The organism is Paenibacillus sp. FSL R7-0179 (genome assembly GCF_038002265.1).
Classification (GTDB): domain Bacteria; phylum Bacillota; class Bacilli; order Paenibacillales; family Paenibacillaceae; genus Paenibacillus_AQ.
On record NZ_JBBOCC010000001.1, the window covers coordinates 2,840,223 to 2,856,386 of the forward strand.

10 protein-coding genes are annotated in these 16,164 nt (G+C 52.0%); 9 read left to right on the top strand and 1 reads right to left on the bottom strand.

What is annotated here, in order from left to right; translation table 11 throughout:
• Positions 1-176 precede the first annotated feature (176 nt).
• The 9 genes from MKX63_RS12600 to dnaJ all read left to right on the top strand — a co-directional run bounded on the left by MKX63_RS12600 (position 177) and on the right by dnaJ (position 11,210).
• The gene (locus tag MKX63_RS12600) at positions 177-1,556 is read left to right on the top strand and encodes a stage II sporulation protein P (RefSeq protein WP_341017433.1); all 1,380 of its coding nucleotides are present in this window, start codon (positions 177-179) and stop codon (positions 1,554-1,556) included.
• 29 nt (positions 1,557-1,585) lie between these two features.
• Positions 1,586-2,101 (top strand): hypothetical protein, encoded by a 516-nt coding sequence (locus MKX63_RS12605; RefSeq protein WP_341017434.1) that lies wholly within the window; start codon positions 1,586-1,588, stop codon positions 2,099-2,101.
• A gap of 225 nt (positions 2,102-2,326) precedes the next feature.
• Entirely contained in the window at positions 2,327-4,138 is a 1,812-nt protein-coding gene (gene lepA / locus MKX63_RS12610; protein WP_341017435.1) for a translation elongation factor 4, read from the top strand.
• A 143-nt stretch (positions 4,139-4,281) separates the two neighbouring features.
• The gene (hemW, locus tag MKX63_RS12615) at positions 4,282-5,466 is read left to right on the top strand and encodes a radical SAM family heme chaperone HemW (RefSeq protein ID WP_341017437.1); all 1,185 of its coding nucleotides are present in this window, start codon (positions 4,282-4,284) and stop codon (positions 5,464-5,466) included.
• Between the two features lie 74 nt (positions 5,467-5,540).
• Complete coding sequence (locus MKX63_RS12620) at positions 5,541-6,050, top strand: N-acetyltransferase (RefSeq protein ID WP_341017439.1); 510 nt, start codon at positions 5,541-5,543, stop codon at positions 6,048-6,050.
• A 290-nt stretch (positions 6,051-6,340) separates the two neighbouring features.
• Complete coding sequence (gene hrcA, locus MKX63_RS12625) at positions 6,341-7,372, top strand: heat-inducible transcriptional repressor HrcA (protein WP_340994015.1); 1,032 nt, start codon at positions 6,341-6,343, stop codon at positions 7,370-7,372.
• A gap of 48 nt (positions 7,373-7,420) precedes the next feature.
• Positions 7,421-8,008 (top strand): nucleotide exchange factor GrpE, encoded by a 588-nt coding sequence (grpE, locus tag MKX63_RS12630; protein ID WP_341017440.1) that lies wholly within the window; start codon positions 7,421-7,423, stop codon positions 8,006-8,008.
• A 108-nt stretch (positions 8,009-8,116) separates the two neighbouring features.
• The gene (gene dnaK / locus MKX63_RS12635; protein WP_036732232.1) at positions 8,117-9,964 is read left to right on the top strand and encodes a molecular chaperone DnaK; all 1,848 of its coding nucleotides are present in this window, start codon (positions 8,117-8,119) and stop codon (positions 9,962-9,964) included.
• Positions 9,965-10,082: 118 nt separating this feature from the next.
• Positions 10,083-11,210, top strand: coding sequence for a molecular chaperone DnaJ (dnaJ, locus tag MKX63_RS12640; RefSeq protein ID WP_341017441.1), 1,128 nt, complete (start codon positions 10,083-10,085; stop codon positions 11,208-11,210).
• A 426-nt stretch (positions 11,211-11,636) separates the two neighbouring features.
• Here dnaJ and MKX63_RS12645 read toward each other — a convergent pair whose 3' ends face one another.
• On the bottom strand, positions 11,637-15,779 hold the full coding sequence (locus MKX63_RS12645) for a S8 family serine peptidase (protein WP_341017442.1): 4,143 nt from the start codon (positions 15,777-15,779) through the stop codon (positions 11,637-11,639).
• Between the last annotated feature and the right edge of the window lie 385 nt (positions 15,780-16,164).

A 16,164-nucleotide genomic window follows, 5' to 3' on the forward strand; every position in this document is an offset into this window, starting at 1 on the left:
CCCGCACCGCCCTGCTATAACGCAGAACGGGTTGCGGGTTTTTTGTATGAATTGCCGCTGCACTTCTCTATCTATACTCCCTGCTATCTCTCATTCTGTGGTTCTAGCATAACCCTTCCGCTCATAGATTTGGAGTATGAGAGATTACAGAGGGCTTAGAGGAGGACATAACAATCATGAACAGAAAATGGTTTCAGCTATGGAATATAGGGCGGCTGCGCGGACGGCTGATGGATATTCTGTCGCTGGGAAGGACGATGCTGCTGCTGGCCGGAGGTTCGCTTGTGTTGTTCATGCTGCTTGGAGCCGGCGGATTGGCCGGGCAAAAGCTGAATTCTTCGCCCATTCCTTCAATGAAAGGTCTGGCGGCCTCACTCTCCAGCGGATTCTTCATGGAGCTGCTGGGCATGGAGGTTCCCCATCTGCCGAAGGGCGAGGAGCCTTCGGCCTTCTCCGGGGACAAGGTGACCTCCTTCGTATTCCGGCTGCTTACCAGTGTTGATCCTGGTGATCCCAAGAGTCTGGTCTCGCGTGAGATGCCCGGACTTGCTGCCGATGATCCCTTCCTGCTGCGGCAAGGCTCAGGGGGAAGTACAGGAGCGCCGGCAGACTACCATCCGGGGGGAGATGAACTGGCCACAGGGGAAGATTCCGGAGCGGGGGAGGGTCCTGGATCTTCTCCAGATTCAGGGAATGGTACAGCGGCTGATAATGGCCATGACAATCCGGGGGAAGGCACGGTACAGCCTGAGGCTTCGCCTGTTCCGGACCCGCCTGATGCAGGGCCTGACGAGGGTTACTCCGGAAGCGGAGATGCCGAGAACGGCACGGGAGATACTTCGGTCAAACGTATTCTCGTCTATCATTCCCATCCGCGGGAGGCCTATAATCCGCTGCTTGGCGCACAGAGCGACAACCCCAGCTCGGCCGTCCCTTCCAAGAATGTCATGCTGGTAGGCTCCTATATCGCCAAGAGGCTGGAAGAACGCGGGATCGGAACGGTCCATGCCCAGGAGGATTATGCTACAGAGGTGCCGGGCTACAACTGGAACTTCTCTTATAAATATTCACGTATGACGGTGAAATCCGCCATGGCCTCCAATCAGCAGATGAGTGAGCTGATTGATATCCACCGCGATTCGCAGCGGCACGGCAAAACCACAGCTGTCATTAACGGGAAAAATTATGCCCAGGTCTATTTTATTTTGGGGCATGCGAATAAAAACTGGAAGCAAAACGAGGCCTTCGCCAATAAAATCCATCAGCTGCTGGAGAAAAATTATCCTGGAATTTCACGCGGGATATGGGGGAAATCATCCGGAAACGGGAATAATGGGGAATATAACCAGACGTTGTCCCCGAACAGTGTGCTGATTGAGGTAGGAGGAATTGACAACAGCGCCGATGAGCTGAAGCGGACGGCCGATCTTCTGGCAGATGCGATTGCTGATGTGTATTGGAGCAGCCGGGATGCTGAAAAGGCGGCTGCGCCAGATCAGGCCGGTACACAGTCTGGAGGCTCCGGGGGAGAGACATCAACAGGAGGGGCTTCCTGACGGATAATAGCTGAAAAGGAGCGGAGACTATGACACGGTTCGGTAAAAAGATGGTGATGTTCGGAATTTGGGCGGGCGTGGGGCTGCTGGCCGGCCTGCAGTTCGGCGGCGGCGGTTCGGGAGTCTCCGGTATCCTGCCGGACTGGAGTAAGCCGGCCGGGAGCAGTGCAGCTGGAAGTCAGCTTCCTGCCGGCCAGAACGGCAGAGCCGGGACTGCGTACGTTCCGGCTGCCGGCACGGCCCCGGGCGGCCAGGCTTATGTATACGTACCCGTGACTATTGATCCGGTAACGGGCGCTTACACCGTGCTGCCGATGCAGCAGCCGGTTGCAGGTACACAGGCTCAGACGGCTGGCGGCACGGACAGTCTCCCGCAGCAGGAGGTGAAGGACTACTCTGCGCTTAGTCCCGAGCAGCTTTTGATCCCGGAGGAGCAGAAGCCGACAGTGGATGTGCTGGCTGATAAGACCGCCGGTCTGCTCCAGCAGGCTTCGCAGAAGGGCATCCGCTGGGTGGTCTCACTCTTCGACTCTTCGGAAGAGTGAGCGGGAACAGCCTGGAATCTCCCGGGCTACCATGAGAATGAGGGCACAAACGGCTGCGGATGATGGAAGCCCGCACCCGTTTGTGCGTTTTTTTGCGGGATTCCGCCTGCGATTGTGGAGGGTCCGGGCGGATTCTTTCTTTTCCGGCGGCTGGCGGGATTGATGGGCGAAGCCCGTACTGTTATAATAAGTGGATTAACATTAGGCTGTCTGTGGGGGTAAGGAATGACTGACGTTCAGAAACGACAACAACAAATTCGCAATTTCTCGATTATTGCACATATAGACCATGGCAAATCGACACTGGCTGACCGTATTCTGGAGTATACGGGTGCGCTCACTTCGCGTGAAATGCAGGAGCAGGTTCTGGACCAGATGGACCTGGAGCGCGAGCGCGGCATCACCATCAAGCTGCAGGCCGTACGTCTGACGTACCGTGCCGATGACGGACAGGATTATTATCTGAATCTGATTGACACACCGGGGCATGTCGATTTCACCTATGAGGTATCCCGCAGTCTGGCGGCCTGTGAAGGCGCACTGCTGGTTGTGGATGCGGCGCAGGGGATTGAGGCCCAGACGCTGGCTAACGTATATCTGGCGCTTGACAACAATCTGGAGATTCTTCCGGTACTCAACAAAATCGATCTTCCGAATGCTGACGCCGAACGCGTGAAGCAGGAGATTGAAGATGTCATCGGGCTGGATGCCAGTGAAGCCGTGCTGGCTTCTGCCAAGGCGGGCATCGGCATCAAGGAGATTCTGGAGCAGGTCGTGAAGCAGGTTCCGGCGCCGTCAGGCAGCTCGGAAGAACCGCTCAAGGCGCTGATCTTCGACTCCCATTATGACCCGTACAAGGGCGTTATCGTCTATGTCCGTGTCATTGACGGCAGTATCCGTGCCGGTTCCAAGATTAAAATGATGGCCACCGACAAAACCTTTGAGGTGATCGAGGTCGGAGCCTTCATGCCGCGCATGACCATTGTGCCGGAGCTGAACATCGGCGATGTCGGCTTTATTGTGGCCGGGATCAAGCATGTAGGCGACACCCGTGTCGGGGATACGGTGACGGATGCGAAGAATCCGACCCCGCAGCCGCTGCCGGGCTACCGCCGGATTAATCCGATGGTCTATTGCGGTCTCTATCCGATTGAGACCTCCGATTATAATGATCTCCGTGAAGCGCTGGAGAAGCTGCAGCTGAATGACGCTTCCCTGAGCTTCGAGCCGGAGAGCTCCAGCGCCCTCGGCTTCGGCTTCCGCTGCGGCTTCCTGGGACTGCTGCATATGGAGATTATTCAGGAGCGGATCGAACGCGAGTTCAACTTGCCGCTGATTACTACCGCACCGAGCGTTATTTACCGCATTAAGCTGACGAACGGGGAGACCATCCAGATCGACAATCCGTCGCATTATCCGGAGATTGGAACGATTGACTTCATTGAAGAGCCGTATGTCAAAGCAGCCATTATCGTGCCTAACGACTTCGTGGGTACCGTTATGGAGCTGTGCCAGAACAAACGCGGTGAATTCGTCAACATGGAGTATCTGGACAGCAACCGTGTAACTATTACGTACGAGATTCCGTTGTCAGAGATTGTCTACGACTTCTTCGACCAGCTGAAATCCGGCACGAAGGGTTATGCATCCTATGATTACGAGATCTCCGGTTACCGCCAGTCCAATCTCGTGAAGATGGATATCCTGCTCAACAATGAGCAAGTCGATGCGCTGTCCTTCATCGTTCACCGGGACCGCGCCTACAACCGCGGCCGGGTCATCTGTGAGAAGCTGCGCGGCATTATCCCGCGCCAGATGTTCGAGGTGCCGATTCAGGCATCCGTCGGCACGAAGGTGGTTGCGCGTGAGACCGTTAAGGCCATGCGCAAGAACGTATTAGCCAAATGCTACGGCGGCGATATCTCGCGTAAGCGGAAGCTGCTGGAGAAGCAGAAGGAAGGGAAGAAGCGCATGAAGCAGGTCGGCAGCGTTGAGGTGCCGCAGGAAGCGTTCATGGCCGTGCTTCAGATTGAGTAGCAGCATATAAGCTCCCCCGGAGCTTCCGGTTTATCACAGAAACGGGTGCCGTCCTTCGCAGGGCGGTGCAGCCGTTTCTTCTTGCTTTTCAGCAGCAGGTACTGTGACAGGCCTGTATATTAATAGAACAAAGGAGACAGCTAATGAATACATCTACGAGCACTGCACACCATGGCCGTCCCCCTGAGGCCGTATATATTCATATCCCGTTCTGCACCAATAAATGCTTCTATTGTGATTTCAATTCTTACGTGCTGAAGGACCAGCCGGTGATGGACTATCTTCACGCGCTTGACCGCGAGATGGAGCTGACGGTGCAGCACACGCCTCCGGGTGTGATCAAGACGATTTTTGTCGGCGGAGGTACGCCTACTGTACTGGGGCCTGATGAGATGGCTTATTTCCTGGAATCGGTCCGCAGGCATTTCCCGCAGTGGGATGAGCACATTGAATTCTCGATGGAGGCTAACCCCGGCACTACCGATATCGGCAAGCTTAGAGTAATGAAGGAAGGCGGCGTCAACCGGGTCAGCTTCGGGGTGCAGGCGTTCCAGAATGAGCTGCTTAGCGGAATCGGCCGCATCCATGATGTGAATGATGTATACCGCAGTCTGGAGAATGCCCGTGCGGTCGGCCTTAATAACCTGTCGCTGGATCTGATGTTCGGCCTGCCGAATCAGACGGTGGATATGCTCAAAGAGAGTATCGACAAGGCGTTAGCGCTGGACCTTCCTCATTATTCTATCTACAGCCTGAAGGTGGAGGAGAACACGCTGTTCCACACGCTGTTTAACAAAAATAAGCTTCCGCTGCCGAATGAAGAGGATGAGCTGGCGATGTATCTGCTGCTGATGTCTACGATGGAGGCCGCAGGGTATACGCAGTATGAGATCAGTAATTTTGCCAAGCCGGGGCTGGAGAGCCGCCACAATATCACGTACTGGCGCAACGAGGATTATTACGGTCTGGGCGCAGGGGCGCACGGATATGTGGGCCGTCAGCGGCACATGAATATCAAGGGAGTGAACCCGTATAACGAGGCTTCGCGCAGCGGGCTGCCGCGTCTGGACACCTACCGGATCTCCGAGCAGGAGGCGATGGAGGATTTCATGATGGTCGGCCTGCGGATGCGCGAAGGGATATCGGATCAGGCGTTCCGCTCGCAATTTGGACAACCGCTGGAGGCTGTTTTTGCAACGCCGCTGCATAAAATGCTGAAGGCGGGACTGCTGGAGCAGTCCGGTGGCAATTATCGCCTGAGCAAGCAGGGAATCCTGTTTGGCAACGATGTTTTCGGGGAATTTGTCGGTGCTTTGACAGAGGTTTAATTTTGAAATATCTCTTGAATTGTAATTCACTGTGTTGTATATTTATTCATATTAACAACAAGGGGTGAGTCAAGGTGCTTGTCAAAACGGATCATTTCCAAAAGGCTTCTCCAGAGGGAGAGCAGCAAGTGATATGCAGAAATGCTACGGTGGAGGATGTAGAGCCGCTGTATCTGATGATAGAGGAGTATGCCAGGCAGGGGATTATGCTGCCCCGTTCAAGGCAAGCACTGACCCGCCAGATTGACCAGTTCGTAATTGCTGAGATTGACGGCAAATTTGTCGGCTGCGGTTCCTTGTTCCGGCTCGGAAGTGACCTTGTTGAGGTCCGTTCCATCGGACTGCGTGATGAAGGCAAGGGCAAGGGCGTGGGCACGATGATTCTGGAGAAGCTGGTGGAAGAAGCGAGACGCCAGCGAATCCCGAAGATTATGGCGCTGACTTATGCCGTGGACTTCTTCCTTAAGAACGGCTTCGATGTGGTGCAGAAGGAGATTTTCCCTGAGAAGGTCTGGACCGATTGTGTGAACTGCAAGAAGCAGCATGCCTGCGATGAGATCGCCGTGCTGAAGAGACTGGACTAATCCGGCGGGACAATAGCTCCCGGTAAACTATATAATAAGAAACCACTGTTCTCCGGGGAAGCTGATGCTTCAGGAGGAGAGTGGTTTTTTGCAGATACAAGCACAACGTACAACAATGATGCCTGACGGATGTATGGATGTTATATTGCTTTAACTAAAATAGGCACAATCAAGTTGCTGAACTCACTTGACAATGCTGAGGTCAGTTTGGTATTTTTGTATTAGTGGTTAGCACTCATCTCGTTAGAGTGCTAACGAATCGGAGCCACAGCCGGATAGGAGGGAATAACATGTTAACTGAACGCCAGAGAATGATACTGAATGCCATTGTCGATGACTACATTTCTTCAGCTGAGCCGGTGGGCTCGCGCAGTATCTCGAAACGCGGGGATGTGGGCTACAGTCCAGCCACGATCCGCAACGAAATGGCCGATCTGGAGGATCTGGGTTATCTGGAGCAACCTCATACGTCGGCAGGGAGAATTCCGTCCCATAAGGGCTACCGCTATTATGTGGATCATCTGGTACCGTGGAATTCCGCCGAAACGGCCGAACTGGGCACGATCCGCGCTTTTTTCGCCGAGAAGCTGAATGCTACAGAGCAGGTTATCCAACATGCGGCAATGATCCTGTCCAATATGACGAATTATACTTCCATCCTGCTGGGACCGGAGGTTTTTCATACTTCATTGCGCCATTTCCAGCTGCTTCCGCTCGATGACAAGACCGCTGTGGCGATTATCGTCACCAGCACCGGGCAGGTAGAGAACCGAACCGTGAGTCTTCCTCCGGAGATTTCTGTGTCCGAGATGGAGAAGGTCGTGAATCTGCTGAACAGCAAGCTGGTCAATGTACCGCTCTACAAGCTGAAGAGTCAGCTCTATTCTGAGCTGGGCGAAGAAATGCAGCGCCACATCTCCCATTATGAAGAATTAATGCAGGTGCTGGATAAGGCGCTTGAGAGCGACCAGGATCAGCGGATTTACTTAAGCGGAGCCACGAATATGCTGACCCAGCCGGAGTTCAAGGATGTCGACAAGGTCAAGACGATTCTCGATCTGCTGGAGGAGACGCCTACGCTGCTCAAGATGCTCACCCCGGCCAGCAGCGAAGCAGGAATGCAGGTGCGTATCGGTACAGAGAATAAGCATGAGGCTTTTGCCAACTGCAGTCTGATTACCGCCACTTATTCGCTGGACGGCAAGCCGCTGGGGAGCATCGGTATCCTGGGTCCGACCCGTATGGAGTACGCACGTGTAATGGGTATTCTGGGGATTTTGTCCCGGGATTTGACAGCGATGCTGGCACACTGGTATAAGTGAACAGAGTGTACTAGTCCATGTGAATGATATTAAGGAGGTGAAGACAACTTGAAAGAGGAAGAGGTTCAGGAAATGAATGAGAAGAATGATCCCTCGGTGAATGAGAATCACGCGGCTGAAGAGGCTGACACCACAGCAGATAGCGGTACATTCACGGCTGAAGAGGCCGGCGAGGCGGCTTCAGGCAATGAGGAATACAGAAAGCTCCAGGAGCTGGCAGATGAGCATCAGGCGCGCACCTTGCGTGTGCAGGCTGATTTCGATAATTTCCGCCGCCGGACCCAGAAAGAAAAGGAAGAGCTGGCGCAGTACGCAACGTCCAAGCTTGTAACCGAGCTGCTTCCGGTAATGGATAACTTTGAACGCGCACTGGCGACACCTGCAGCAGGTGCAGACGCTGAAGCGTTCATCAAAGGCGTGAATATGATTTTCCGTCAGCTGGAGGGAGTCCTCAAGACTGAAGGGCTTACAGCTATGGAAGTGGTAGGACAGCCTTTTAACCCTGAATATCATCAGGCGATCATGCAGGTGGAGAGCGAGGAGCACGAGGAAGGCATCGTGACGGAGGAGGTCCAGAAGGGCTATCTCCTGAAGGATAAGGTTCTTCGTCCGGCCATGGTCAAAGTCAGCATGTAGTTCTGTTCTATATAAGATAAGCGGGTAGAGCTTGTGAAATCAATTTCCACAATAATATAAATGGATGAAGCCCCGGGCTTCACATTATTTCTGAGGAGGCACATTACAGTGAGTAAAGTTATCGGTATTGACTTAGGAACCACGAACTCTTGCGTTGCCGTTATGGAAGGCGGCGAAGCCGTCGTTATCCCGAATCCGGAAGGCGCGCGTACAACCCCATCGGTTGTAGGCTTCAAGAAAGACGGCGAGCGCATCGTCGGTGAAACGGCAAAACGCCAGGCTATTACGAACCCGGACCGTACGATCGCTTCGATCAAGCGCCACATGGGTACAGGCCACAAAGAAAGCATTGACGGAAAAGACTATTCTGCACAGGAAATCTCGGCTATGATTCTTCAGAAGCTGAAATCCGATGCCGAAGCTTATCTGGGCCAGCCTGTAACTCAGGCGGTTATTACAGTTCCTGCTTATTTCAATGACAGCCAGCGTCAGGCCACCAAGGATGCAGGTAAAATCGCCGGCCTTGAAGTGCTGCGTATCGTCAACGAGCCAACAGCAGCAGCTCTTGCTTACGGTCTGGAGAAATCCGAAGATCACACCATCCTGGTCTATGACCTTGGCGGCGGTACCTTTGACGTATCTATCCTTGAGCTGGGCGACGGCTTCTTTGAAGTAAAGGCTACCAGCGGTGACAACCGTCTGGGCGGGGATGATTTTGACCAACTGGTTATGGATTATCTCGTAGCTGAATTCAAGAAAGAGCAAGGCATTGACCTGAGCAAGGACAAGGCGGCTGTTCAACGTCTGAAGGATGCTGCGGAAAAGGCGAAAAAAGAGCTGTCCGGCGTACTTACAACTACAGTATCGCTTCCGTTCATCACGGTTGTTGACGGAGTGCCTCAGCACTTGGAGATCAACCTGACCCGTGCCAAGTTCGACGAGCTGACTGCAAGTCTGGTTGAGCGTACACTGGGCCCTACACGTCAAGCGCTGAAGGATGCTGGAATGACCCCTGCGGATCTGAACAGAATCGTCCTGGTCGGCGGCTCCACCCGTATTCCTGCTGTACAGGATGCAATTAAGAAGCTTACCGGCAAAGAGCCTCACAAGGGCGTTAACCCGGATGAAGTAGTAGCCCTGGGTGCTGCTGTTCAAGCGGGCGTACTGACTGGCGATGTAAAAGACGTAGTTCTGCTCGACGTAACTCCGCTGTCCCTTGGTATTGAAACTGCAGGCGGCGTGTTCACGAAGATGATTGAGCGTAACACTACGATCCCTACAAGCAAATCGCAGGTCTTCTCGACCTTCGCAGACAGCCAGCCTAGCGTGGAAATCCACGTATTGCAGGGTGAACGCGAGATGGCGAACGGCAACAAGACGCTGGGACGCTTCATGCTGAACGAGATTCCACCGGCACCGCGCGGCGTACCGCAGATCGAAGTTACCTTCGATATCGATGCCAACGGTATCGTTAATGTCTCTGCTACAGATAAAGGCACCAACAAGAGCCAGAAAATCACCATTACTTCTTCCAGCGGCCTGAGCGACGCAGAGGTGGAACAGATGATGAAGGATGCCGAGCTGCACGCTGAGGAAGACCGCAAGCGTAAAGAACTGGTCGAAGCCAAGAACGGTGCTGACCAGCTCGTATACTCCACAGATAAAGTAATCAAGGATCTGGGCGACAAGGTAGATGCTTCCGAGATCGACAAAGCCAATGAAGCCAAGGACAAGGTGAAGGCTGCACTTGAAACCGACAACCTGGAAGAAATCACTGCTGCTACAGAGGCGCTGAATGAGATTGTACAGCAATTGTCTGTGAAGCTGTATGAGCAGGCTGCACAGGAGCAGCAGGGCGCTGAAGCTGGACAGGATGCTTCTGAAGGCAATGCCAAGAAGGATAATGTGGTAGATGCTGATTACGAAGTGGTTGACGATGAGAAGAATCAAGGGTAACCTTAGACGATAAGTTCTAATGTGGTGAGAGGGAAGGTCAAGACCGGGGCATCCCGGGTTTTGGCTTTCCTTTTACCATGTATATAGGGGAAATTAACGATGCGCGGAGGTGAAAGCAGTGGCAGATAAACGTGATTATTATGAGGTTCTGGGCCTCGGAAGAGATGCTTCAGAAGACGAAGTGAAGAAGGCCTACCGCAAGCTGGCGCGCCAGTACCATCCCGATGTGAATAAGGCCAGTGATGCTGAGGCCAAGTTCAAAGAGGTTAAGGAAGCCTATGACGTTCTGAGTGACGGGCAGCAGCGGGCGCGGTATGACCAATATGGGCATATTGACCCTAATCAGGGTATGGGCGGCGGCTTTGGCGGCGGTGGCGGAGATTTCGGCGGTCTTGGTGATATCTTCGATATGTTCTTCGGCGGCGGCGGTGGACGGCGTGATCCGAATGCACCACAGCGCGGCGGAGATTTGCAGTATACAATGACCATTGAGTTCAAGGAAGCGGTGTTCGGCAAAGAGACCGACATTACCATTCCGCGCACGGAGACCTGCGATACCTGCTTTGGCTCCGGAGCCAAGCCGGGTACGAAGCCTGAGACCTGTTCCGTCTGCCATGGCAGCGGGCAGCAGGAATTCGTACAGAATACACCGCTTGGACAGATGCGCAACCGCCGTCCCTGCTCCCATTGCAGCGGCACAGGCAAAATCATCAAAGAGAAATGCACCACCTGCGCTGGCCAGGGCAAGGTCAAGAGACAGCGCAAGATCCATGTGCGCATCCCTGCCGGTGTCGATGACGGCGCGCAGCTGCGCATGACCGGTGAGGGCGAAGGCGGCACACGCGGCGGCCCGGCCGGAGACCTGTACATTGTGATTCGCGTGAAGAATCATGATTTCTTCGAGCGCGAGAACAACGATATTATGTGTGAGGTTCCCTTGACGTTCGCTCAGGCGGCGCTTGGCGATGAGATTGAGATCCCAACGCTGACTGAGAAGGTGAAGCTCAAGATCCCGGCAGGCACTCAGACCGGTACCTTCTTCCGTCTCAAAGGCAAAGGGGTTCCGCATCTTCGCGGCAACGGCGTCGGTGACCAGCATGTCCGCGTCATCGTCGTTACGCCTAGCAAGCTCAGCGAAGAGCAGAAGGACCTGCTCCGCCAGTTCGCCTCCCACAACGGAGAGAACACGCATGAGCAGGAGCAGTCGTTCTTCGACCGTGTGAAGCGGGCGTTCCGGGGAGACTGAACTTTTAGGTAATGTGAAATACGGTTGGAAGAGCTTGTACAACAGCGCCCCATCTCCATTATTGGAGGCGGAGCGCTGTTTTTTTGCATTGCATTTGTGGTCCTGTTGTACTTGCTACAACAGAATGCTTTTAAAATGCACCAAAATGAGAATCTATTGCACAACGTACAGTAGAATTTCTTTAAAGGGGCATTTTTAAACAGAAATCTAAAAATCAAATGTATGAAATACAACAGAATACCTTTTAGGACGAATGAAATGGAAATCTAATGTAGTAAATGCAATCAGAGGAGTAAGTACATTGTGGCAGTGTAGCTTCTGTTCAATTGCTCAAACAGCTCTTAACCTAACAAAAAAAGGCTGACCCGAGTAGTCTGTAATGACTACTGGGACAGCCTCTTATGCTTATTATGCGTATTCTGCTTACTAGATCAATCCGCTCTTGCTCAGCAATTCATAGAGTGCAGCGGCTGCTGTCTCACGGGTTGCAGGAGCTGTTGGATTGAAGGCAATTCCCGACTCGCTGGCGAAGACGCCGGCTTTGGTCAGGGCTTGCAGACTGTCCTTGGCGTAAGGGGCTACCTTAGCGCTGTCGGAGTAGGTTGTGAACGAAGGATTGGCAACAGCCTTCAGTTCAGTGCCTGTCAGTTTCACTGCTCTGTCCAAAATGACAGCGAGCTCCTGGCGGGTTACTTTTTGCGTAGGTGCAAATTTACCATTGCCGATGCCGAGAATCAGACCAGCCTTGGAGGCTGCGGCTACATCCTTGGCGTACCAGTCCGTTGATTTCACATCGGAGAAGGTTACGCTGGCATCGGTACGCAGACCCAGTGCACGGGTCAACAGTGCTGTGAACTCAGCGCGGGTCAGGTTGCTCTGCGGTGCAAAAGTAGTTGCCGAGGTTCCCTGGATAATCAGCTTGTCGGCCAACGTCTGGATGGCAACAGCTGATTTGGAATTAGCGATGTCGGTGAAGGCTGCTGCCGGTTTGCTGACTGCTGCATACACAGAGAAGCCTGGACGGCTTACGGTCACAAGGGTTGTTCCATCGGCCTGCGGTGTGAAGACCGAAGCAACCGGAGTCACCAGTCCGTCTTTCTCAAACAATACACCCGCAGTTTTGGATTCAATCTTGCCTGGTACAGTAAAGGTGCGCTTGATGAATACGTTGGTTGGTACGTTCAAGTAAGTGCTGCCTGTAGCTGTAGTCCATGAAGCTTCATAGGATACCGGAGTTCCGATGACCTTGGCATCCGGAGTACCTGCAATCAGCTTGCTGGCCGCATCCGGCTCTTGCTTGATTACTAGCTTCAAGCTCTGGCCTGCAGGGGAAGCCGCAAGCAAGGATACCGGCAGGGCTACAGCAGATCCGCCAATATTCACGATAATGGTGCTGCCTGCTTGAATGGCGGCCAGTGATTTCACCTGATCAGCAGTCAGGCTAAGTTCAGCAGACTTATCTGAGATGCTGATAAGAGAGACAACAACGGCTGTCTTGACAGTAGCGGCTTTGGCCAGAGCCGCCTTCAGGTCGCTGTCGCTGACGGTTACTGTCGTTACACCGTCCTTCGATGCAGTTAGAGGTGTTACCGTTACCTGTTGAACCCCTTCTTCAACAAGGGACTTCACAGGTTCTGGAACTACTACAGGTGTCGGCGTTGCTACTGTGTCGCCACCACCTCCACTACTGCCACTACCGCCGCCACCATTGCTTCCACTGCCAGAAACAGTGATAAAGCGGAATGAGGTGTATGTGCTGTAGTATTTATCATTGTTGTAGTCGATCTTGATTGGTGTCTTGGTGTTGTCCTCTGCGGTAATGCCGAGAACCTCCAGCTTGTATACGCCGTCGGTCAGGCTGGCTACTGCCGGGTTGCCGCTGGCATCCAGGATTGGATCACCGTTGTGGTCATACGGATGATAAGTAGATGATATCACCGTGCTATAGTTGCCAGGTGCAAAGAATTTATCTGGCGCACCGGTCGTGGATACCTGGAAAGAGCCCATCTTGATATCATCAAGGCCAATCAGATTCACTTCATAGTAGTTAATATTCTTGGCTTTGAGCTTGTAGTTCAGAACAGCACTTGAATTGGTGTAGACGATCGGCTGGCTCAGTGCTGCCTCTTGAATACCTGTACCCCAGTTAGGTTGTTCGGTTGTCTTATCTACATTGATTGCAAACGGCAAGTGAAGTGTTGGCTGTCCGTCTGCTTTTAGTACGATATTACCTTGCAGCATTTGCGGCTCGGTATCAGCAGCAACGGTGACCTTCAGGTTGAACGTGGAGGCACCTTTTGCAGCAGCAGTTACTGATGATTTATCGAGAACCGCAGATACCTTAGGGTCACCATAGTTCCATTCCACGGAGGCGGAGTAGGTGAGCGAGCTATCACTCATATTTTTCAACTGCAGGACTTTCGCAGCTTCAGAACCTGGCAGCAATGTGCCAAAGCTTGTGGACGGATTGTAGTTGATCACATTCTGGGAGACAAAGTTCTTGTCCAGAATGGAGATTGGCTCAATCGCTTGCAGCAGTGCCGGTGTGTTGATGGCATCTTCTACATTGGCGCGTCCAGGGCCTTGACGATAGAAGTCTTCAGGAGAGCCTTCGTAAAGAATTGGTGTTGCAGTGTTCGCCAGAGCTGCCCGAATATCAAATGGTGTGTACTCTGGATGTTTCTGTTTGATTAGCAGTGCTAAACCCGCAACGTGCGGTGTTGCCATGCTTGTACCACTAATACGATTGTATGCTTTGGAATAATCTGTGTCAGGATGACCTTTGCCATAAGCCGGCCATGTAGACAATACTCCATCACCAGGAGCAACAATATCCGGCTTGATGCTCAGATTACCGTCAAAGTTTGGTCCTAATGAAGAGAAACTACTCATTGTATCACCAGTCGTCATTTCATGATAATATTCGGGACCAAAAGTGAAATAGGTTGGATTATTACCATTTTTCAGAATGGCTCTGGCTAATTGTCGTCCTTTGGAGCCTTCAATGTCAAACGTAGGAATATTTTGGTATCCATTACCTAGATTCACATCGATGAAATCACTACGATCTTTGTAGTCTTCGTCTAGAATAGCTTCACTCTTACCATCCACCTTGTGGGCATTTCCGTTGAAAATTACGATTGCTCTAGCTTTACGCTCTTTGGCATTCGCAATTTTATCTACAAAGCCCAATTCACCACGTGATACCAATACGATGGAACCGCTGATATCTTCGGCAGGATAATCTTCTTTTGCTCCAAGATCGGCATACACAACGCGTACGGGCTTAGTACCAATAATAGTAGCGAAATCATCATTTGCCAGCTCATACGCCATCATATGGAATGGAAAATAAGTGTCATAAGTAACAGAAGTTACCGAGTTTGCAATTTCCGCCTTAAATTTGCCGGAATAGGCATCAATAGGACTGGTTACTGAACCTACTGAAATGGCCAATTGCGAGGCAGCCGGTGAGCCCATGGAGAAATAACCGTTTTCTCCGTTGTTCCCATTCGCAATTACAGCAGTTACTCCAGAGAGTACAGCGTTATTAATCGCAATGGAATCCGGGGAGTTTACGTCCTTCTCGGAATCGGAGCCGAGCGACAGGTTGATGACATCCATGCCGTCCTTCACCGCACGCTCAATTCCGTCAATGACCTGGGCGGAAGATCCGGAGGAAGTGTTTGGTTTATCAATATTGCGCCCCAAGACTTTGTAGACGTGCAGTTCCGCACCCGGAGCAACGCCCTTTTGCGCAACATCGCCTTTAGCTGCATACTGACCGATGATTGTGCCGGCTACATGCGTACCGTGGTAAGTTCCCGCATAGCCTACACCGTATTCTTTATCTTCCCCCGGAGTCAGCGGTACTTCTTCATAAGGATCTTCATCCTGGTAAAAGGAGTCATAGCCGCCCTTATAGGCCTTTGCAATATCCGGATGCGTGTAGTCGACACCGGTATCGATCACACCGACCTTCAGTCCGGCTCCGGTGAGGCCTTGGTCTGCTGCCCAGTCGGCATGAATCTGCTTCAGTGGAGCGTTGTCGTTTCTGTAAGTCACTTCGGTCACTGTCTGATCAGGAAGCGCGTACCAGGTGCTGTTCGGATAGATGGAAGCTACGCCGGAAATCTTGGCCAGATCAGGAATTTTGTCTGCCGGAACCGTGACCTCGAAGCCGTTCAATACGGTGTCGTACTTGTAATTGACGGTGAGGTCAATCTTTTTGGCATCAGCCTTATCAAGTACTTCTTCCTGTTGGCTATTTACCGCAGCTTCAGTCGCTGTATTGGCGAGCGCTGTAATTCCTTGTCTGGCAGCATATTTGCCGACCGCAGCAGGCTGACCGCTGAGTTGAACGATAACCCGGACAAGATTTGAGGATTTGGTGTTAATCTGTGGAGAAATATAAGGCAGATTCGCTGGAATCACGGCTGGAAGATGATTGCCTGATACGGGTGTCTTCAAACTGCTGGCGGCGAATGCCGCGCCTGGAATCATACTTGCAGCCACACCTAATGATAAAGTTAGTATTGATAGTTTACGAGGTAATTTTGTCCACTCCAAATGTAATCCCCTCCACAATATGATGTTGGTTCTGGCTTACATCTCTCCTGCTACAGACAGTAGGCGGATTCTCCTTTTCTATTAATCCGGTTTATTTCCGTCAAGTTTACTAGGAAAAATATTAAGAAGATTTTACCACTGGTTATTTGTAAAATCCACACAAAATTTATAGAGTTTTGAGAATATTTTCGTTTAATGTGGAATGTTAGTTGACACAAATAGTCTTTTGAAACTACTTACGAAATCTTAAAAGACAAAAATATACAAAAAAACAGATGAAAAAACAAAATTCGTCATAAATGCTGACATGGATGCTGGACGAAAAACAGGGCTATACATTTAGAAGTATGGCTTTAGAATTATGAAATCAACAGATAACACAGGG

Bases quoted from the DNA above. Each gene is read 5' to 3' on its own strand.
- hrcA (WP_340994015.1), top strand. From the start codon at position 6,341: ATGTTAACTGAACGCCAGAGAATGATACTGAATGCCATTGTCGATGAC.
- MKX63_RS12600 (WP_341017433.1), top strand. From the start codon at position 177: ATGAACAGAAAATGGTTTCAGCTATGGAATATAGGGCGGCTGCGCGGA.
- lepA (WP_341017435.1), top strand. From the start codon at position 2,327: ATGACTGACGTTCAGAAACGACAACAACAAATTCGCAATTTCTCGATT.
- hemW (WP_341017437.1), top strand. From the start codon at position 4,282: ATGAATACATCTACGAGCACTGCACACCATGGCCGTCCCCCTGAGGCC.
- MKX63_RS12605 (WP_341017434.1), top strand. From the start codon at position 1,586: ATGACACGGTTCGGTAAAAAGATGGTGATGTTCGGAATTTGGGCGGGC.